The sequence below is a fragment of the Pseudoalteromonas sp. S1612 genome (assembly GCF_005887175.1).
Taxonomy (GTDB): Bacteria; Pseudomonadota; Gammaproteobacteria; order Enterobacterales; family Alteromonadaceae; genus Pseudoalteromonas; species Pseudoalteromonas undina.
In genome coordinates this window covers 1-21,101 of sequence record NZ_PNDH01000056.1, presented here as the reverse complement: position 1 = coordinate 21,101, position 21,101 = coordinate 1, and the positions used below count along the sequence as shown (strand labels likewise).

Here is a 21,101-nt window from a genome sequence, read left to right as displayed (position 1 = left end):
AAAAACACAACGTATTTTCAACCTCAAAAAATAAGCAAATCTCGACATTGTTAACATTCTGTATTCTATTTGTAATTATTTTTCATTACACTAAGCGTCCCATTTGGGGAAACAAAAACACGGGAAAAATAATAATGTTGAAAACAAAAATAACGCCATTGGCGCTTGTATTAGCAAGCCTCAGTGCACCCGCTACCGCTAACCTCGTTATATCTGAGTACGTAGAAGGCAGTAGCTATAATAAAGCAGTAGAACTATTTAATAATTCGACTACCCCTCTGTCATTAGATGGCTACACGCTAAGCCTCTATTCAAATGGCAATACAGATGCAAATAATACATTCGATTTAACTGGTGAACTTGCTGCAAACAGCACTTACGTCATTGTTAATGGGAATGCATCAGCAGAACTAAAAGAAAAAGCTGACCAACTCAGCGCCGTGACTAACTTTAATGGAGATGATGCGCTGATATTGACTCAAGGCTCTGTTGTTATTGATAGCTTTGGCCAGCGCGGTGTAGACCCGGGTTCATTTTGGTCAGAAGGGGGCGTGAAAACACAAAATAAAACATTGCGCCGTAAAGAAACCGAGCTAAACGGACGCACTGACGCCGATGGCGCTTTTAATCCAAGTGAGCTATGGCTGCAATTTGATCAAGATGACTTTAGTGATTTAGGTATCTTTGCAGGGAATTCTTCACCTAACCCTGATCCAGACCCAGAACCTGAAGAGCCTTTATTATGTGGCGCTGATAAAACATTAATTAGCAGCATTCAAGGTGAAGGCGCAAGCAGTCCATTGGTTAACACTGTGGTTGAGTTTGAAGGTGTAGTAACAGCTGATTTCCAAGCTGATGATCAGCTCAAAGGCTTTTTTGTTAACTCACTGAGTTATGATGAAGATACAAACCCACTTACCTCTGAAGGGGTATTTGTTTACTTTACTAATACTGATGTTAATGTTGGTGACCACGTTCGTGTACGAGGTACTGTTGAAGAATATTTTGATGCCACCCAAATTGGCAATGTTAGCCAAGTTGCTATATGTGACACCGGCCTTTCAGCTTATCCGACTAAAATTACTTTACCCGTTACTGAGCAAAGTGAATTAGAAGCGTTTGAGGGTATGTTAGTGACCTTAGAGCAGCCACTTATTGTTACCAACAATTATGGTTTAGGTCGCTATGGTGAACTAGAGCTTGCTACTGAACGCTTATACCAAGGTACTCAAGTTGCACTTCCTGGCGCGGCTGCGAATGCGATTGAAGCGCAAAATATAAATAAAAAAATACTCTTAGATGATGGCTCAACTCGTCAAAACCGCGATCCTATCGCTTACCCTGTCCCAGGATTATCAGCAGAGAATACTCTACGCACAGGCGATACAGTAAACTCTGTAACAGGTGCGCTAGCTTACAGCTTTAGTACTTACCGTATTCACCCAACAACAACACCTCAGTTTATAGCAACCAATCCACGCACCGATGCGCCAGAGTTAAACCCTGACGCTGATTTACGTGTTGCCAGCTTTAACGTACTTAACTACTTTAATGGCGATGGCCAAGGCGGTGGTTTTCCAACTAGCCGTGGTGCTGATTCAGAAGCCGAGTTAATTCGCCAACAAGTCAAGCTAGTCAGCGCTATTAGTGCTTTGCAAGCGGATGTGATTGGCTTAATGGAAATTGAAAATGACGGCTTTGGTGAATTCAGTGCTGTTGCAAGCTTAGTAAATGCACTTAATGACGCTGATAGTCAAAATCAGTATACATTCGTGGATTTTGGTGTTGATAAAATCGGCACCGACGCTATCACGACTGCGCTTATTTATCGTGCTGATAAAGTACAGCAAGTGGGTACTGCAGCAATCACTACCGATGCGCCTTTCGATTACAGCAACCGTGCACCAATTGCACAAAGCTTTAAATCTTTAGATACAGAGGAAGTCTTTACTGTTGCCGTAGCACACCTAAAATCTAAAGGTGGTTGTAGAAGTGCCACTGGTGGCAATGCAGATCAAGGTGACGGTCAAGCATGTTGGAATGAAATCCGAACTGCTGGCGCAAATGCATTTGCTGATTGGCTAAATAGCAAACCAACAGGAGTTGATGATGAAGATATCATTCTTGTTGGCGACATGAACGCGTATGCAATGGAAGATCCTATCCGTGCATTTGCTGATAAGGGCCTTAAAAATGTGGTTGCTGAGTTAGATGGCAACACCTTAGGTTATTCTTACAGCTTTTCTGGTCGTGCAGGAAGTTTAGATCACGCCCTAGCAAGCCCGAGCTTATTAAGTAAAGTAGTGAGCGCCAGTGATTGGCATATTAACGCCGATGAGCCTATTTCACTTGATTATAATGTTGAATTTAAATCTGACGCACAGCAATCAAGCTTGTATGCTCAAGGACCTTACAGAGCATCAGATCATGACCCTGTTATTGTCGATATTCGTTCAACCATTATCGCGCCACCTGAGCCAGAACCAGAGGTGATCACCGGTGAAATTGATAATATTCGCGGCTGGTTTTGGTGGAAAAACTACCGCATTGATATTCCTGAAGGTTATGACGAGCTAACTATTAGCCTAGACGGTGGATGGGGCGATGCAAACTTATTTGTTAGACACAAAAGAAGCCCGACTTTGTTTAGAAGTGACTGCGCATCAATTAGTAGAGGAAACGCAGAAAACTGTACATTTACCAATCCTAAATCGGGTAAATGGAAAGTCCGCGTAAATGGCTTTTTACCATTTGGCAATGTAAAACTCACTTATAAAGCAACCAAATATGCTGATTAACTTCGACTTCAATAACCGGTTCATGACTTAAAGTTGTTGCCAGTATCTACTTGAAGTAACTCAAAAGCCGCATTCGCGGCTTTTTTTATTTTATATACAAATGTAATTCAGACAGGCTTCAGCAAGCACTGCTTATTATCTATGCAAGCATTGACTTAGTACATATCTAACTCAAGGTAACTCTAACACTGTTTGTTTTTCGAAAAGTCAAAATGCGTTATAGCGGCTTGATTGAAAGTGATAAACAACTTGTCCTTCTAATCCATACCTAGAGCAACTGAGATAAACGTCAATCTTAGCAGTAAACATATTTTTTTATAAAGGATTCAAAATGAAAGCGCGCATTCACCTTATATCTACTTATCAAAGGGTTTTTAAAAAGCCTTTGTTTGGGATGTTGATGGTTTTTTCACTGTGGGGAACTAACAGCGCCATTGCTGCAACTTCACTTGAAGCCGCAATACCGCAGAGCAGTTTATTTGATGTGCTAAGTGCGCGGGCTAAAAAGCTTGCTGAACAAGATTACATTGCACCGAAAGAAATACAGTTAGATGCGCTTAATAGTATTGATTATCAAGACTACCGCTCAATCCGCTTTAAGCAAGGCCAATCGGTATGGAAAGATGAAGGGCTTTATGAGCTGCAATTATTTCACCCCGGTTTTTTATATAAAACGCCAGTAAAAATCAATATCGTTGATCAAAATGCAAAGCTTAGCCGCCTTCCGTTTAGCACAGAGTTTTATCAATATGATGGAACAGCAGCACACCTAAAAGATGAAATAGCAAAAAGTATTGAAGGTACGCAGTTAGGGCATGCTGGTTTTAGATTACATTACCCATTAAATAACGATGACTATAAAGATGAGGTTATGGTATTTCAGGGCGCTTCTTATTTTCGCTTAGTTGGGCCTAACCAAGTTTATGGTTTATCTGCACGAGGACTGGCGATTGATACCGCACAAACATCTGGTGAAGAGTTTCCTTCATTCAAAGAATTCTGGTTAGTTAAACCAACACCCGAGCAAACTAATATTACTATTTTTGCTTTACTTGATAGTCCATCAGTAGCGGGAGCTTACAAGTTTGAGATAGACCCTAACACGCAGACAAGTGTTAGCGTCGACATGCAAATTTTTGCCCGTAAAGATGTTAAAAAGCTTGGTATAGCACCATTAACGAGTATGTTTTATCACGGTGAAAATAGTACCAAGTTTTTTGATGATTATCGCCCTGAAGTACACGACTCAGACGGTTTGCTCACGCAATCACAAGAAGGTAACTGGGTATGGCGTCCACTTAATAATCCATCCCAACTTAGCGTAACCTCTTTTTCATATGAAAATCCTAAAGGCTTTGGCCTTGCACAGCGTGACCGTGACTTTAATAACTACTTTGATATAGAAGCGCATTATCATGACCGCCCTAGCTTTTGGATAGAACCACAAAGTGAATGGGGGAATGGCCGTGTTGAGCTTGTTGAGATTCCAACAGATACTGAAACTAACGATAATATTGTAAGTTATTGGGTTCCTGAAAAGCCGTTCAAAGCAGGAGAAGCATTAAAGTTTAGCTACAAAATATCGACCTTTAATGATTATCTAAGCCAAAATAATTTGGCTAAAGTGGCTAGAACACGCATTGGCAGTGCAGCATTGCCTGGTGAAGATAACCCACCTCCAAAGAGCCATCGTCAGTTTACTGTTGACTTTACTGGCCCTGATATCAATCAATTATCTGAAAAATTAGTACTTAGCGCAGACTTGCAACTTACCACAGGTGAAGCGCGTGATATTACAGTGCAAAAGCTACCAAAATCATTAGGCTGGCGAGTTGCCTTCAAAGTCGCCCCAAAAGACAGTAATCCTGTAGATATGCGTTTATCGCTAAAACTACGTAACAAAGCAGTGAGCGAGGTATGGAGCTATGTTTGGTATCCAAATGACATCAAGTAAACAAAGTACTGGCACACCAATGCCTTTTAAAACACTTCGCGTATGGTTATTTGCTATAGCTGCTATTGGCCTCTCAGGCTATGGCATTTCAATTATGTTTGAAATTTTAAACTCAAATGGCATGACCTTGCTTGAATATGCACTGCTTGCTTTGTTTTCTATTACCTTTGCTTGGATAGTCACCGCGTTTTGTAGTGGCTGCATTGGTTTTATACTGCAGCTATTTCGTATAGATCCGCTCACGCTTAGAAGAATAAAACCGGTCTCCATTAACAATGAAGCACTATCACAGCAAAAAACGGCTGTAGTTATGCCTATTTATAATGAAGATACCCATAGAGTTATTGCTGGCTTTGAAGTGAGCTTGCAATCGTTAAAAGCCACTGGGCAATTAAAACACTTTGATTTTTATTTACTGAGCGATACACAAGACGCAACTATTGCCAGTAATGAATTAAGCGCATGGCATGCTTTATGTGAACGTCTTGGCGATACAGCAAAACAAATTTTTTACCGTCGTCGTGAAGATAATAAACATCGTAAAGTAGGTAACTTAACCGATTTTTGTGAACGTTGGGGTAGCCAATACGAGCATATGATTGTATTGGATGCTGATAGTGTGATGACGGGTCAATGCATGCTAGAACTCACTACTAGCATGCTGAATAACCCACAAGCGGGATTGATTCAAACTATTCCTATTCCTGTGCGCCAAGATACTTTTTTTGGACGCTTTTTACAGTTTGCTTCGATTCTTTATAGCCCAATGTTAGCTACTGGCTCTGCTTTTTGGCAAACCGATAAAGCCAATTACTGGGGGCATAATGCCATCATTCGTGTTAGTGCGTTTATTGATTGCTGTGGCTTGCCAACACTCAAAGGTAAAGCCCCCTTTGGTGGAGAAATTTTAAGCCATGATTTTGTGGAAGCTTCTCTATTACATAGCGAAAATTGGGACGTATTATTACTTGCCGATATTGAAGGCAGTTATGAAGAGGTTCCCAGTAATATCTTAGATTATGCTGTACGAGACAGACGTTGGGTTCAGGGTAATATTCAGCACCTAGGTTTACTTTCATCAGCAAAGCTAAAGCTAATGAGCAAACTGCACTTTTTACTAGGTGCAACAGCGTATATTTCATCTCTTATTTGGTTGTCTATGCTGGCATTAAGTACCATAGATGCGGTAACACGTGCTTTAAATAGTGATGTCTACTTTAATCGTGCCTATCAGTTATTTCCGACTTGGCAAATAGCCAAAACAGATCTCATTGACTCATTACTTTACCTAACAATTATTATTTTATTATTACCTAAACTTATGGGCGTCATTGTTACTTTAGTGCACCGTAAACAGCGCTTTGGTGGTGCATTAAAGCTCATTTTAGGATCTATCATTGAAACCATTTTTGCTATTATTGTGGCACCATTGATGATGGTATTTCATGCGTACTTTGTAGTCTGTGTATTTTTAGGCAAAAAAGTAAAATGGGATGCTCAACCGCGTGAAGGTAGAATGGTGCCATGGAAAGAAGCGTTTGGTTATACATTGTTTTCTTCGCTTGTTGCCATTGTATGGGGTAGCGTTGCTTATTACTTTACGCCGGTCTTTTTTTGGTGGTTATCTCCTATTTTATTAGGGCTCATCCTCGCTGCTCCTATTGTGCGTTACTCAAGTAGTATCAAGCTAGGCATTAAGTTAAGGCAGTGGGGCATTTTTCTCTGCCCGAGTGAAGTAGATGACGATGCAACATTAGCGACTCTTAAAGTACACCTCAAAGAGATAGCCGTTCCACCTGTAGGGCGCTATTCAACAGCAGCACCGCTGTTACCATTAGAGCATAAAGTGACAATGCCTATTCAGAACTTTAGTAGTGAATCACATCGAAAGAAGTTTAAAGCACTCATCACAAAAACTGCTAATAAGCTAAGTTAATGCCACTACAAATAAAAAAGGAGCAACCTTGTATTGCTCTTTTTTTTTAGCTGCGTTTGCACTTATTTTTTAAGCCATGTTCATTTAATACGACGGGCTTCATTATCTTTAAATCAATCATGCTTTATAAAAGTTAAACAATAAAAAACCCGCAGCAAGTGCGGGTTTTTTTAAAGAGTTAGAGTGCTAATTACTTAGCAGCGTTTTTCTCTTTTTCTGCAGCGATTACAGTATCAGCTACGTTTTGTGGACATGGCGCGTAGTGTGAGAACTCCATAGAGAACTGACCACGACCAGATGTCATTGTACGTAGTGAACCGATGTAACCGAACATTTCTGATAACGGTACGTCAGCTTTAATACGAACGCCAGTTAAACCAGCTTCTTGATTGCTTAACATACCACGACGACGGTTAAGGTCACCAATTACATCACCTACGTGATCTTCTGGTGTGAACACGTCAACTTTCATGATTGGCTCAAGAAGTTGTGCACCCGCTTTAGGGATAGACTGACGGAAAGCGCCTTTAGCAGCGATTTCGAAAGCAATTGCAGATGAATCCACGGCGTGGAAGCCACCGTCGAAAAGTTCAACTTCAACGTCAAGTACTGGGAAGCCAGCTAAAACACCTTCACCCATCATTGACTTGAAGCCTTTCTCAACTGCAGGCCAGAATTCTTTTGGTACGTTACCACCAACAACTGATGAAGAGAATGTAAAGCCAGAACCCACTTCGCCAGGCTTGATGCGGTAATCAATTTTACCGAACTGACCAGAACCACCAGATTGTTTCTTATGCGTGTAGCTATCTTCGATTTCACGAGTGATAGTTTCACGGTAAGCAACTTGAGGCTGACCAACGATAAGGTCTACGCCGTAAGTACGCTTAAGGATATCTACTTTGATATCTAAGTGAAGCTCACCCATACCTTTAAGGATAGTTTCGCCTGAATCTTCATCAGTCTCAACTTGGAAAGATGGATCTTCTGCAACCATTTTACCGATAGCAACACCCATTTTCTCATTACCGCCTTTATCTTTAGGCTGTACAGCAATCGAGATTACTGGAGTTGGGAATACCATTGGCTCAAGTGTTACTGGGTGCTTAGGATCACAAAGAGTGTGACCAGTTTGCACGTTCTTCATACCAACGATAGCGATGATATCGCCCGCTTGTGCTGCAGTCAGTTCTTTACGATCATCAGCTTGCATCTCAACCATACGGCCAACACGCTCAGTTTTACCAGTAAATGCATTAAGGATAGTGTCACCCTTGTTAAGCTTACCAGAGTAAATACGTACGAATGTTAACGCACCAAAACGGTCATCCATGATTTTGAATGCTAACGCTTTGAAAGGTTCGTCTGCAGATACAATTGCGTGCTCGCCGTTTTCGTTACCTTCTTCATCCATAAGAGGTTGAGGATCAACTTCTGTAGGAGCTGGTAAGTAATCAACAACAGCATCAAGGATTAATTGCATACCTTTGTTTTTGAATGCAGAACCACAGTATGTAGGGAAGAACGCAAGGTCACGAGTACCTTTACGGATACAACGCTTGATATCTTCAACTGAAGGCATTTCACCTTCCATGTACGCTTCCATTAGGTCATCGTCTTGCTCTACAGCAGTTTCAACTAGGAACTCATGGTATTCATCAGTTTTTTCTACCATGTCTGCAGGAACGTCAACAATTGAGTAGTTCTCAGGAAGACCTGTCTCATCCCAAACATATGCTTGTTTGTTTAAAACGTCTACAACACCTACGAATTCGTCTTCAATACCAATTGGTAAAGTCATAACTAATGGAACAGCACCAAGTACTTTTTGTACTTGCTCAGTTACACGGTAAAAATCAGCACCCATACGGTCTAATTTATTTACGAAAATAATACGTGCAACACCTGATTCGTTCGCGTAGCGCCAGTTAGTTTCTGATTGTGGCTCAACACCACCAGAACCACAGAATACACCCACACCGCCATCTAATACTTTAAGTGAACGGTAAACTTCAACTGTGAAGTCAACGTGTCCAGGAGTATCGATAACGTTAAAACGGTGATCTTTCCAGAAACAGCTTACTGCCGCAGACTGGATAGTAATACCGCGCTCAGCTTCTTGCTCCATGAAATCGGTAGTAGACTCACCATCATGTGTCTCACCGCTTTTGTGGATTGTACCTGTAAGCTTTAGGATACGCTCAGTAGTTGTGGTTTTACCCGCATCAACGTGCGCGAAAATACCAATGTTTCTGTACTTCGATAAATCTGCCATTAATTTTACTCTTAATAAAGTCGATAAATTATTCGGCGGGAGTATAGCATTACTTAAAGCGAACATCACCATTGAAGTCGCTTAAAATGCAATCAATTTATAAAAAACTTGCTTTAAAGATATTTTGGGATATGAGATGGGCTTGATAGGGGCCCGTTATAAACTGAATTTAAATGAATTAAGTGCTTAGTAAGTGCAATGCAGTGATGGCATGAAGCATATAAAATTATTTTGCTCCATACCCATCATTAGTAAAATTACTCAAAAGTCATGGTTTTGACTTTGTCGTTAATAACTAAATTACCCGCCGTTTTGGCTTTAATTTCATCAACACTTACTCCTGGAGCGCATTCTAACAAGTGAAAAGCGCCGTCTTTAATTTCTAATAAAGCGAGATCCGTAATTACTTTATTAATACAGGCAACACCGGTTAGTGGCAGGCTACATTCACTTAATAGTTTTGACTCACCATGTTTGTTTGCATGGGTCATGGTGCAAATAATATTTTTTGCCCCAGCCACTAAATCCATCGCTCCGCCCATACCTTTAACCAGCTTGTTAGGAATCATCCAACTAGCAATGTTGCCATTTTGGTCAACTTCAAAAGCCCCCAAAACAGTTAAATCAACATGTCCACCGCGGATCATGGCAAAGCTTTCTGCAGAATTAAAAATAGCGGCACCAGTTGCTGCGGTTACTGTTTCCTTCCCCGCGTTGATCATATCCGCATCCACTGAGTCAGCGTGTGGATATGGCCCCATTCCTAAAAGGCCATTTTCCGATTGCAACATCACCTCAATGCCTTCAGGCACATAATTCGCGACAAGTGTTGGTATACCAATGCCTAAATTGACGTAGTAGCCATCTTCGAGTTCCATCGCCACGCGTTTTGCTATTTGCTCTCGTGTTAATGCCATAACTATGTACTCCTTATTGCTCGGCCGGTTGCGTTGTGATTTTTTCAATCCGTTTTTCAAATTCACCTTTAATAACACGGTCAATATAAATACCGGGTGTATGAATTTGGCTTGGCTCAAGCTCGCCAGGCTCTACAATTTCTTCAACTTCGAGCACGGTAATTTTACCAGCAGTGGCTGCCATAGGATTAAAGTTCATCGCTGTATGGCGGTAAATGCAATTTCCATAGCGATCCGCTTTCCAGGCTTTTACAATAGCAAAATCACCGGTAATACTCGGCTCAAGTAAGTAATCACGGCCGTTAATAGTGCGTGTTTCTTTGCCTTCGGCGACCGGAGTGCCCACACCGGTTGCGGTATAAAAGGCAGGAATGCCCGCACCACCGGCACGCATTTTTTCGGCTAGCGTCCCTTGTGGCGTTAGTTCAACATCTAACTCACCACTCAATAACTGCTGCTCAAATAACGCATTTTCGCCCACATACGAGGCAATCATTTTACTAATTTGCTTGTCTTCGAGTAGCACACCTAAACCAAAACCATCAACACCACAGTTATTCGACACTAAGGTTAAGTCTCGAGTGCCTTGGCGCTTAATCTGTGCAATTAATCCCTCAGGAATACCACATAAACCAAAGCCACCAGCGATAACTGTCATACCATCTTCAAGGCCAGCCATCGCTTCGCTGTAACTTGTAACTACTTTATCAAAACCTGCCATAACCCCTCCTATTGTGCAGTCCAACCGCCATCAATGGCGATCGCTTGGGCGGTAATGTTACGAGCTGCATCGGCCATTAAAAAACTAACGGTATGCAGGATCTCGTCTAAGCCGATAAATGCTTTTTTCGGCATGGGTGCTAGCATAATCGTGTCGATCACTTGTTGCTCAGAAATACCATGTTCTTTTGCTTGTGCGGCAATTTGCTGCTCTACCAAAGGCGTTTTCACATAAGCGGGGCAAACGGTATTTATAGTAATATTGGCATCCCCTGTTTCAAGCGCCATGGTTTTCGTGAAGCCAATTAAGCCATGCTTTGCTGCAATATAAGCCGACTTATATTTAGAGGCGACCATCGCATGAATAGAACCAATATTTATGATTCGACCAAAGTTTTGCGCCCGCATACGTGGCAAAACTGCTTTACTCATCATTGCGGGGCCAACCAACATCACTTGCTGTAAAAGCAGCCACTTATCTGCAGGAAAGTCTTCAAGTTTTGCCACATGCTGTATTCCTGCATTATTAATTAATACATCGATAGGTTGCGTAAAGGTGTTAAAAAAGTCCTCAATCGCTTGGCTATCAGCAACGTTAAGTGCGTAACCATGAGCGTTACCACCCTGATTAACTATTTTTTGCGCTGCTTGTTGAGCCTGTTGCTCATTAAGATCGGTAACAATAATAGTATGCCCAGCAAGAGCTAACTGCTCAGCAATATAAAACCCTATTCCACTAGCTGCACCGGTGATTAAAACGTTTTGACTCATACTGCTATTCCTCTAAAAACTCACTGATAAGCTGCGCTTTAGGCAAGATTGAAAAAATGCCATCCAAATGTCCCCAACCGCCTTCAATTTCAGAAAGCTGAACGTCTTTCCCCAGCGACTTCATTGACTCATACACGGTTCGCATATTTTCAGGGCGTAGAAGTAGGTCATTGGTGGCAGGTAATAACAATGTTTTAGCGCTGACCTTTTTAAGTGCTGTACTTAAGTCTTGCTCCATACCGGCAGTAAACAGTTGTGATGCCCGTACCAAATACAATACGTGATTTGCATCTTGGGCTTTTGCTCTTGCCATGGCTCTTTGCGCCAGTGTTTGGCTTAATTTTGGCAAGGTACGAATGTCTTTTAACGCGCCTTCATCAAGTACGTTAAAGTCAGGGAAGCTAGCGTTATAAATAATCGGGTGCATCGCATCTTGGGTAATATTAAGCATGGTGGCGGCAAGTCCATCTAATGGGCGTTCCTTGTCGTAGTAATTACCTTGCTGCCAGTTTTTATCTAACCGAATTGGCAATGCCCACTTTTCAAGGGCAGCGACTGTCCATGCATCCATTTTTGCAGCGCCAATCACATGAATTAATCGCTCTACTTTATCTGGGTAACGCGTTGCCCACTCAAGAGCTTGAAACGACCCCATTGATGCGCCCATCACGGCATGTAACTTAGTGATACCTAGACTTTCGAGTAAACGCTTTTGCACATTCACAAAGTCAGTAATCGTAACCACAGGAAAATCTAAACCATATGGTTTACCTGTTTTGGGATTAGTTGACGCTGGGCCTGTGGTGATGACATTTTCATCATGCCAGTTGGCATTGACTAAGGTGTCAGAGCTGATCACAAAATACTTGTTAGTATCTATGGCTTTTCCTGGGCCAATTAACGCATCCCAGTATCCTGCTGCGGCGTCGTCGGCTGAATATTTACCTGCTGCATGAGAGGTTCCTGAAAAATAATGAGTGATCAAGATTACATTATCTTTAGCTTTGTTAAGCTCACCATAACTTTCCCAACCAATATCAACCTGTGGCAACGTTGTACCTGAAACCGTTGTGAAGTTTTTAGTGGTGAAATGTTGTTTTTCTACTAGTAACGGCTCTGCTTTATCAGCGCCAGACACCGTACTACTAAATAAAAACAGCAACCCTATTATTAATATTATTCTCATTGCAATTCCTTAAAAAGTGATGAATAAGCTCAGCGCAAGAGCCACCCCAACCAATGGGATAACCACCGTCAATGCGGCTAATGGCCAATAAGCGCGTTGATGTGTTTCTTTACAAATGGCACGTATAGTTGTGACCACGTAACCATTATGTGGCAGGCTGTCTAATGCACCAGAACTAATAGCAACCACTCTGTGTAATTGCTCTGGATTAACCCCCATATCCAAATATCCAGGAGCCACAAGCGGTAGTGCAATCGCTTGCCCGCCGGATGCTGAACCCGTTAATCCGGCTATTACGCTCACGGCAACAGCAGCCCCCACTAACTCATTACCTGGCATATGAGTCATAGCATCAACAGCAGCAATAAACGCCGGTGATACTTTAGCCACTGCGCCAAACCCTACTACAGCAGCAGTGTTACCTATAGCAACTAAGGCGCCAGTGGTACCCATATTGATGGCATTTGCCATGTTATGAAAATACTTGTAATTGATGACCACAATACTTAAAACACCACCAAGCAACGCCACAATTAGTGCGGTTTGTTGTAAAACATCATGCAACATAAATGATAAGAGTAGCACCACCAGCAAAGGAATTACGCCGGTGATTGGATGAGGGCGTTCACGCTCTAAAATAATTGGGTCGTCTTCTCTAGCATCAAAACGCTCACCTTTGGCAACCGCCTTTTTAATCATTTTATTTAGCCAAAAGTAACCGACTGTTGCCATAAAAATGGCCACTACTAAGCTTACTTCCCATGCCGCATAGGGTGAGGTACCTAAATGCTTTACGGGTATCCAATTTTGAATTTCAGGCGAGCCCGCAGAGGTCATAGTGAATGTCACTGAGCCAAACGCTAATGTTGCGGGTATAAAGCGCCGCGGCAAATCGGCATCTTTAAATAAACTGAGCGCCATCGGGTAAACCGAAAACGCCACAATAAATACACTGACTCCGCCATAAGTCAGCACGGCACAAGCAATCACCACCGCCAGCACCGCATGCTTCATACCTAACTTGCCAACAATGTAACTGGCTACACTATCTGCTGCACCAGTATCTTCCATAAACTTACCGAACAACGAGCCCAGTAAAAACATAAAAAACCATGCGCTTAAAAATCCAGCAAAGCCATCCATGTACGCGTTAATAAAATTACTGTCGGCAGTCACCGGGAATATAGCCATCCCGCTTGTTAGTGCCACCAACAATGCACATATTGGCGCGGCAATAAATAAATTGACCCCGCGCAAAGTTAAAATTATTAGCAGTATTAAACCGCCTAACAGCCCTATCATGCTCAGCATAGACATTCCTATAATTATTGTTATTACCCAGATGAGGTGACATCGCAGTAACTGTTGTTAGTTTTATCGCTCAACGCAAATAAAGACATAGCACTAAGGTACTATACGTTATAAAACTTACACAAAAATCATATAAGTCAAGGTGTTAAGCTTTTATAGCACTATGGTACTAATTCATTTTTTAACACTATCTTCTACATTAAGTGCAGGTGACATGAGCAAACAAATAATCAACTAATAACAACAGGAACACACCATGATAAAGCTCAAACAAAATATCACACCCGTTACACTCGCTGTTTCACTCGCCTTATTAAGTGCAACAAGTGTGGCAGCTGAACAAGCGCCTAAAGTAAAAAAAGCAGAGTTAGAGCGAATAGAAGTAACCGCTCGCAAAACCGTTGAAAACTTACAAGAAGTTCCGGTTGCCGTAACCTCAATTGGCGCACAAGAATTAGCAGAAAACGGCATCAGCGTAATGACTGAAGTACAGCAGTTTTCACCAAACACTACGCTACAATCAAGCCGAGGCACTAACTCTACCATCACTGCGTTTATTCGCGGTGTAGGTCAGCAAGACCCGCTTTGGGGCTATGAACCTGGCGTAGGTATTTACATTGATGATGTATACATCGCCCGCCCGCAAGGTGCCGTGCTCGACTTACTTGATGTACAACAAATTGAGGTGTTACGTGGCCCACAAGGTACGCTATATGGCAAAAACACTATTGGTGGTGCAGTAAAGTATGTCACCAAAGAAATGAGCGGAGATGCAACGCTAAATATTCAAGGCACCGTAGGCAGCTACAGCCAAAAAGATTTAAAAGTCACTGGGCAGCTCCCGCTTATTGACGAAAAACTCTATGTTGGTTTTGGTTTTGCCACATTGAACCGTGATGGCTATGGTGAATTTTTAACGTCAGCGCTTGATAATCAAGACCGCGAAAACTATAACAAAGATGTTACCGCAGCACGGGTTACGTTAGAGTACACCCCTACCAATGACTTATTCTTTCGTTTTGCGTGGGATAAAACTGATGATGACTCCAACGCGAAAGGCGGGTATCGCTTACTTCCAAGCTTGTTAACGAATGCGCCTGTACCCGATAGCGTGTATGACTCTTATACTAGTTTACCTACATGGAACAAAGTAGAGCTTGAAGGTATGAGCTTAACTGCTCGTTGGGATGTGAGTGCAAACACGAGTATTAAATACGTTGCAGCAACAAGAGAGAGCTATTCACCAACTAACATCGACTTTGATAATACCTCTTTACCTATTTTTGATGTTCCAGCCATTTATGACGATGAACAAACCACGCATGAGTTGCAGCTAAATCACAGTGGCGATAACTATAAAATGGTCTCAGGGCTTTATTATTATGATGGCGAATCATGTGGCCAGTTTGAAGCAATATTAGGTGTGCTTGGTCAAAGTTTAGGTGCCCCTGGGCTTACGCGTGAAGTAAGCGGTTGCAGCAACTCCACCAGCAAAGCAGCCTATATTCAAGGTAGTTATGACTTTGATGACAAATGGTCAATGACACTTGGTGCACGCTATACCAAAGACAGCAAAAAAGCGGTTGTAAATAATGGTCTTATTTTTGACATTGTTTACCCTGAATCAGGTTGGATCCCGGGTTATGTTCGCCCAGAAGGACAACTCGTGCCTACGGTACTAGATGACAGCGAAGATTGGTCACGCTTTACGCCTCGTGCGGGTGTTGAATATCAATATAATAACGACATCATGTTTTTTGCTAGTTACTCGCAAGGGTTTAAGTCAGGGACATTTAATCCACGAGCTACAACAGCAGAACCTGCAGCAAGGCCCGAAGTGGTTGACTCTATTGAGTTAGGCATGAAAAGCGAATGGAATGATAATTTACGCGCAAATTTAACTGTATTCACACTTGATCATAAAGACCGTCAGTACATATCGGTATTACCCGGTGACAGCGCCGCCGATTTAAACCAGCGCTTAGGTAATATTGGCGAGTCTAAGTCTGATGGCGTTGAATTAGAACTTAGCTATGTTGCAAACGATGCACTAACTTTCGACGCGTCAATAGGTTACATCGACAGTAGTTTTGAAAATGTAATTGATACCAACCCTGATACCGGTGAAACATTTGATAAATCAGACCGTTTTAGTGTTTCAAACACCCCAGATCTAACTTTCAACTTAGGTGCTACCTATCGTTTATACACAGAAATGGGCGACTTCGTTATAAATGGTAATTACTATCACCGTGGTGATTACGCACTGTTCGAAGAAGATAGTCTCTTAACACAAGAGGCCTACGGATTATTAAATATTGGTGTTACTTGGTACAGCGCAGATGGCCATTGGACTGCGGGTATTTATGGTAAAAACCTAACCGATGAAGAATACATGATTGGTGGTTATCAGTTCGTGGCTCCTGATCCGTCAGATCCAACTGATACTAGCAAATACACGCCGGGTCTTGGTGGCGATAATACCTTGATTGGTTACTACGGCGACCCTCGCACAATATCACTCACTGTGGGCTATCGTTTTTAAAATTTAATATCACTAGGGCCTGTTGACCTTTGCGAATTGAAATTTGTTCAAACTAGGGGCTATTTTAATCGCGGCGCGAGGTTTGTAGCCTAGTGGGCTAAGTAAAAACCGAGCAACAAAGAGTAAATCGCCCCTCGGAAGAACCCGAAGGGCAGCGCCTGTTTGGCATTGATGCTGCGTTATTGCCTATTTATGTGGAATAACCACATGACATAGGCTCTACCTTGCCTAAATATCAAACAGACTGCTGCAAATTCAATCTTGAAAGGTGAACAGACCCTAGGGTTTGCCTGTTTATCCCCACAGACAAACCTTGTTTCACATCGCAAAATCACATATAACTTAATGCATTGGAGACTATTTGAAATGGCTTGTGCTGTGAATACCATAATTGCTGATGACCATCCTTTATTCAGAAGTGCGCTACGTCAAGCAGCAGCGACTTCCGTACCAGAACAATATATAAAAGAAACCAGCGATATCGACGGGTTGTTTAGCTTATTAAAATCACACCCCGAGATAGAGCTGATATTTTTAGATTTAACAATTCCTGGCGCCAATGGTTTACAAGCGCTCTCACAACTAAGAAATCAATACCCTGATATATTAGTTATTATGGTATCGGCTAACGAAACCCCCACTATCATAAAACAAGCCATGAGCTTAGGTGCTGCAGGCTATATTCCAAAGTCATCATCCCTTGATGTGATCAGTGAAGCCATTGAACATGTACTCAATGGAGACTCTTGGTTGCCAACAGATATTGACTTAACTGATGTGGTTGTTAATGACGAACAAAGCAATTTTGCCCGCAACCTAGAAAAACTCACTCCACAGCAATACCGTGTACTCGCGATGATAGCCGACGGGCTTTTGAACAAACAAATTGCCTTTGAAATGTCGATTCAAGAAACCACCATAAAACAACATGTATCGGCCATTTTGCGAAAGCTGAATGTGTATAACCGTACCCAAGCAGGCATTTTGTTTAATCAGCTATCTCAAGTTGGTAAGTTAGAGGCGAGCTAATATAGTGTACGTCTCTAAGTAAGTCGTTTTATCATTCTTTTTAATGCCGGTGCTTTAACTGGTTTGTACAATAAAGGATAACCGGCATCGAGTACGCGCTCACGTATTTGCTCATCGTGGTTTGCAGTATTAACAATGGCAGGCAGCGTCATTAATCCTGCTTGTTCAATCACCTCAAGACCCGTTACACCGTCATCCAACTGATAATCAACAATAAGTAGCTGTGGTAGTGTATTTTCTGCTTTGAGTTGCTCAAGTTCAATTAAGTTAGTGGCGGTGGCAATTTCACACCCCCAGTTTTCAAGCAATTGTTTCAGCGCTTCAAGTACATTACGATCGTTATCCACAAGCCAAATACATAAACGACCCAATTCAGTTTCTGAATTGGCAGGTACATGCGCAGTGGCTGGTGTTTTTAAACTAGGTTTGCATGGCATGGTTAAAGTAAATTGGGTGCCTTGATTAAGTTGCGACCCCATTACTAACGGGATCCCGAGTAAGTCACAAATTCGTTTGGTGATCGACAACCCTAAACCAAGTCCTTCAGCATTGGGTTTTTCACCCAATTGTTTAAATTCCTGATAAATACTCTGCTGATCACTAGTGGCAATACCTATGCCTGTGTCTTCAATCACAAACGACACATGGCGTTCATCAAGTAAGACTCTTAAGCGTACTTCACCGTGCTCAGTGTAGCGAATCGCATTACTTAGTAAGTTTCTTAGTACACGCTTAAGTAATGCTTTATCTGTGTAAATTCGCGCTTCACACGACTCAACAACAAAGCTGAGGCCTTTTTCTTGAGCAAGAGCTAAATAATCATTACGCAATGGCTCTATTAAACTACTCACATTAAATTCCGTTAGCTGTACTTTAAACGAGCCCGAATCGAGCTTAGTTAATTCCAAAATACTTGTAAGTAACTCTTCCGCACTGCCTAATGAATTTTTAATATTCATGGCTAGCTCTTTAAGCTCAGTATCTTGAGCTTTTTCGTTCATCAGCGAGCAAAACAAACTTGCTGCATTAAATGGCTGCAATAAATCGTGACTCGCTGCGGCAAAAAAACGCGTTTTACTTACTGTTGCTTGCTCTGCTACTTGCTTAGCTTTAGAAAGCGCTTGGTTAGCCTGTGTTAATGCCGCAGTTCGCGTAGCCACTTGTTCTTCAAGACTTAAATTAGCTTGTGTTAGCGCTTTTTGTTGTTTTACAAATTCACTTATGTCGGTATAGGTCGTTACAAATCCACCGCCAGGTAAAGGGTTACCTTGCATTTCAAATACTCGCCCATCGTTGTGAGCACGCTGATATTTATAAGCACTACCTTGCTTTAAATACGCTAAACGCTTATCAACTTCAGTATTAATATCCTCACCACGAAATAAGCCTCGCTCAGCGTTAAAGCGAATAATATCGGCAACAGGTCGGCCTATATACAAAGCACTTTCAGGATAATTAAACATCTGCTTATAACCTTGATTCCAGGCTACCAAACGAAGTTCCCTATCAACTACGCTAATGCCTTGCTGAATATTTTCAATGGTAGATTGCAGCAAATCACGATTAAATTTAAGTACTTGGCTAGCTTCATCTACAAACTCGGCGACTTGTTCTAAAGGCTGACGCTGCTCATTTTTCGCTACATCTAAAATTAGCCGTGCTGATGCGCCACCAATAACCGCTGACATTTCACGCTCAACTAATAACTCAAGCTCAACATTAGCAATCCGCTTCCATTGGCTTTTTTCATGTGGGAAATACTGCTGCACTAAAGAGTGGCTCGCGTCTTTTTCAGCAAAACGCTGTAATAATGCACCTAGGTCTTCATAATTGAGTGGCTGTAATGCAGTGTTTAATCGCGAGTCGTTTAATTGTGAAATAAACTTATTGCTTTGCAGACGCTCAGCAAGCGTTGCACGGCTAAATAGTGGTACAAGCAAATACACTAGTGTATTAACCCCTAACGACAATAGTAATGATTGGCTTATACTTTCTAAACCCAATGAAAATAAATCAGTTGGAGCCAACCACTTAATATTCCACGGCCCTTCAACTAACCAACTGCTTTGGCTGCCTAAGCCACTAGCCAAGTTCGGTAGTAATAGAGTGTACCCCCAAATAACAAAGCCGCTTAAAATCCCAAACTGTGCACCACGACACGATGCGTGTCGCCACCACAAACCAATGATCATCGCAGGAGCAAATTGTGCCACCAAGGTAAACGACATTAGCCCAACACTGGCTAGCGTGGTAGTTTCTGCAAGCACTCTATGAGTGAAATAACTAAGTAACAATATCAGCACAATCACTATTTTACGCGCATGCAGCAAGTGATTTTTATCTAGCCCTCGGCTACTTGAAGTTAACTGTGAACGACGTAAGATAAACTGATTGATAAAATCGTTAGTGATCATCACCGACAACACAATTGACGAGACGATTACCATACTGGTAGCCGCCGAAAAGCCACCTAAAAAGGCAAGTAAGGTTACCCCGCTATTGTCTGCCGCCATTGGCAACGCTAATACAAAGGTATCTTGACCTACACTATTGCCGTTAAAGTAAACCAGCCCCGCATAAGCAATGGGTAATATAAATAAATTAATGGCCAATAAATAAAGCGGAAATAACCACCGAGCGGTAGCCAGTTCATTATTATTGTTATTTTCAATAAAGCTCATATGAAACTGGCGTGGTAAACATAACGTTGCCAGTATCCCTAAAAAAGTATGCGCAACATATACATAAACAGGGCTTTGAGTTGCCGCAACTTGATTAGGTATATTTAGCGCTAGTGCTTGCTCGTAGAGCGCAACTGGGCTATCAAATAAAACAAAACAGACATATAAACCCACCCCAATGAAAGCCAGTAACTTTACTATTGATTCAAAGGCAATACTGGCGATTAGTCCAGGGTTATGCTCGCTAGGTTTAAGCCTTCGGGCACCAAATAAAATCGCAAATAAAGCCAGTAATAAAGTGATATAAAACGTACTATCAGCCCACACTTGGTTACTTTGAGTAGGGGCTCGGTCGGTGACTAAGTTGATGCTCTGCGCAGTTGCACTTAGCTGAAGAGAAATATACGGCACAATCGCTATTACTGAAATAAGTGAGATCAGCCCTGACAGACTTGACGACTGCCCATATCGCGTAGCAATAAAATCAGCCAATGACGTGAGTTTTTGTTGTCGACAAATATGTGCAATACGGCAATACAATTGCCAGCCAAAAATAAATAATATAATAGTGCCGGCATAAGTTGGTGCTAACCACCAACCATTACTTGCGGCTTGCGCAGTTGTGCCATAAAAAGCCCATGAGGTACAATATACACCTAATGACAGACCATAAATCATGCCTTTAAATGGCAGCACCTTTCGCCTATCTGCCCACCCCGCAACTGCAAATAATACTCCTAGGTACACCACGGCAATAAGGCTAATAAACCAAATAGAAAACATATTTTTGTTCTTGTTATTATTTTTATAATACTTAACTTAGCATAAGGAGAAATGCAGCAAAAATCAGCCCTTACTTTAGTGCTATAAATGAACAAAAAATTAAAATAAGAATTATTTGCATTTGGGTATTGACAGTTATTTAGATCTAACTGATAATCAATCTCAACAAGAAGGAAGTACATTGCTTTTTGTGAC

12 protein-coding genes are annotated in these 21,101 nt (G+C 41.8%); 5 read left to right on the top strand and 7 right to left on the bottom strand.

Annotation, left to right across the window (positions count from 1 at the left end; genetic code table 11):
- Window positions 1-134 precede the first annotated feature (134 nt).
- The 3 genes from CWB78_RS16645 (at window position 135) to mdoH (ending at window position 6,688) form a co-directional block, all read left to right on the top strand.
- Window positions 135-2,798, top strand: a complete 2,664-nt coding sequence (locus CWB78_RS16645; protein ID WP_138596589.1) for an ExeM/NucH family extracellular endonuclease — start codon at window positions 135-137, stop codon at window positions 2,796-2,798.
- A gap of 331 nt (window positions 2,799-3,129) precedes the next feature.
- Window positions 3,130-4,752 carry a glucan biosynthesis protein G gene (locus CWB78_RS16640; RefSeq protein ID WP_138596587.1) on the top strand — a complete coding sequence of 541 codons (1,623 nt, stop codon included), beginning with the start codon at window positions 3,130-3,132 and terminating at the stop codon, window positions 4,750-4,752.
- On the top strand, window positions 4,724-6,688 hold the full coding sequence (gene mdoH / locus CWB78_RS16635) for a glucans biosynthesis glucosyltransferase MdoH (RefSeq protein WP_138596585.1): 1,965 nt from the start codon (window positions 4,724-4,726) through the stop codon (window positions 6,686-6,688). Before CWB78_RS16640 ends, mdoH begins: the two co-directional genes overlap by 29 nt.
- A 190-nt stretch (window positions 6,689-6,878) precedes the next feature.
- Here the strand turns inward: mdoH and fusA are convergent, their stop codons facing one another.
- The 6 genes from fusA to CWB78_RS16605 form a co-directional block, all read right to left on the bottom strand.
- The gene (gene fusA, locus CWB78_RS16630; protein WP_054202747.1) at window positions 6,879-8,963 is read right to left on the bottom strand and encodes an elongation factor G; all 2,085 of its coding nucleotides are present in this window, start codon (window positions 8,961-8,963) and stop codon (window positions 6,879-6,881) included.
- A 257-nt stretch (window positions 8,964-9,220) separates the two neighbouring features.
- Window positions 9,221-9,880, bottom strand: a complete 660-nt coding sequence (locus CWB78_RS16625) for a CoA transferase subunit B (protein WP_055012315.1) — start codon at window positions 9,878-9,880, stop codon at window positions 9,221-9,223.
- A gap of 13 nt (window positions 9,881-9,893) precedes the next feature.
- On the bottom strand, window positions 9,894-10,601 hold the full coding sequence (locus CWB78_RS16620; protein WP_054202693.1) for a CoA transferase subunit A: 708 nt from the start codon (window positions 10,599-10,601) through the stop codon (window positions 9,894-9,896).
- A gap of 8 nt (window positions 10,602-10,609) precedes the next feature.
- Window positions 10,610-11,371, bottom strand: a complete 762-nt coding sequence (locus CWB78_RS16615; RefSeq protein ID WP_010392252.1) for a 3-hydroxybutyrate dehydrogenase — start codon at window positions 11,369-11,371, stop codon at window positions 10,610-10,612.
- Between the two features lie 4 nt (window positions 11,372-11,375).
- Window positions 11,376-12,557, bottom strand: coding sequence for an E22 family MetX-like putative esterase (locus CWB78_RS16610; protein ID WP_138596583.1), 1,182 nt, complete (start codon window positions 12,555-12,557; stop codon window positions 11,376-11,378).
- A gap of 9 nt (window positions 12,558-12,566) precedes the next feature.
- Entirely contained in the window at window positions 12,567-13,868 is a 1,302-nt protein-coding gene (locus CWB78_RS16605) for a GntP family permease (RefSeq protein WP_028834699.1), read from the bottom strand.
- Between the two features lie 256 nt (window positions 13,869-14,124).
- Here CWB78_RS16605 and CWB78_RS16600 point away from each other — a divergent pair, with 256 nt between their 5' ends.
- Together CWB78_RS16600 and CWB78_RS16595 are read left to right on the top strand one after the other, a co-directional pair.
- Window positions 14,125-16,413, top strand: coding sequence for a TonB-dependent receptor (locus CWB78_RS16600; RefSeq protein ID WP_138596581.1), 2,289 nt, complete (start codon window positions 14,125-14,127; stop codon window positions 16,411-16,413).
- A gap of 366 nt (window positions 16,414-16,779) precedes the next feature.
- Window positions 16,780-17,442: a response regulator transcription factor gene (locus tag CWB78_RS16595; protein WP_138596579.1), complete on the top strand. Its 663-nt coding sequence runs from the start codon at window positions 16,780-16,782 to the stop codon at window positions 17,440-17,442.
- A gap of 14 nt (window positions 17,443-17,456) precedes the next feature.
- Here CWB78_RS16595 and CWB78_RS16590 read toward each other — a convergent pair whose 3' ends face one another.
- Window positions 17,457-20,906 (bottom strand): PAS domain-containing hybrid sensor histidine kinase/response regulator, encoded by a 3,450-nt coding sequence (locus tag CWB78_RS16590; RefSeq protein ID WP_138596577.1) that lies wholly within the window; start codon window positions 20,904-20,906, stop codon window positions 17,457-17,459.
- Window positions 20,907-21,101: the final 195 nt, after the last annotated feature.

Excerpts from the sequence above, each read along its gene's own strand:
- CWB78_RS16600 (WP_138596581.1), top strand. The coding sequence starts at position 14,125 with ATGATAAAGCTCAAACAAAATATCACACCCGTTACACTCGCTGTTTCA.
- CWB78_RS16595 (WP_138596579.1), top strand. The coding sequence starts at position 16,780 with ATGGCTTGTGCTGTGAATACCATAATTGCTGATGACCATCCTTTATTC.
- fusA (WP_054202747.1), bottom strand. The coding sequence starts at position 8,963 with ATGGCAGATTTATCGAAGTACAGAAACATTGGTATTTTCGCGCACGTT.
- CWB78_RS16590 (WP_138596577.1), bottom strand. The coding sequence starts at position 20,906 with ATGTTTTCTATTTGGTTTATTAGCCTTATTGCCGTGGTGTACCTAGGA.
- CWB78_RS16610 (WP_138596583.1), bottom strand. The coding sequence starts at position 12,557 with ATGAGAATAATATTAATAATAGGGTTGCTGTTTTTATTTAGTAGTACG.
- mdoH (WP_138596585.1), top strand. The coding sequence starts at position 4,724 with ATGTTTGGTATCCAAATGACATCAAGTAAACAAAGTACTGGCACACCA.
- CWB78_RS16615 (WP_010392252.1), bottom strand. The coding sequence starts at position 11,371 with ATGAGTCAAAACGTTTTAATCACCGGTGCAGCTAGTGGAATAGGGTTT.
- CWB78_RS16640 (WP_138596587.1), top strand. The coding sequence starts at position 3,130 with ATGAAAGCGCGCATTCACCTTATATCTACTTATCAAAGGGTTTTTAAA.
- CWB78_RS16605 (WP_028834699.1), bottom strand. The coding sequence starts at position 13,868 with ATGCTGAGCATGATAGGGCTGTTAGGCGGTTTAATACTGCTAATAATT.
- CWB78_RS16620 (WP_054202693.1), bottom strand. The coding sequence starts at position 10,601 with ATGGCAGGTTTTGATAAAGTAGTTACAAGTTACAGCGAAGCGATGGCT.
- CWB78_RS16625 (WP_055012315.1), bottom strand. The coding sequence starts at position 9,880 with ATGGCATTAACACGAGAGCAAATAGCAAAACGCGTGGCGATGGAACTC.
- CWB78_RS16645 (WP_138596589.1), top strand. The coding sequence starts at position 135 with ATGTTGAAAACAAAAATAACGCCATTGGCGCTTGTATTAGCAAGCCTC.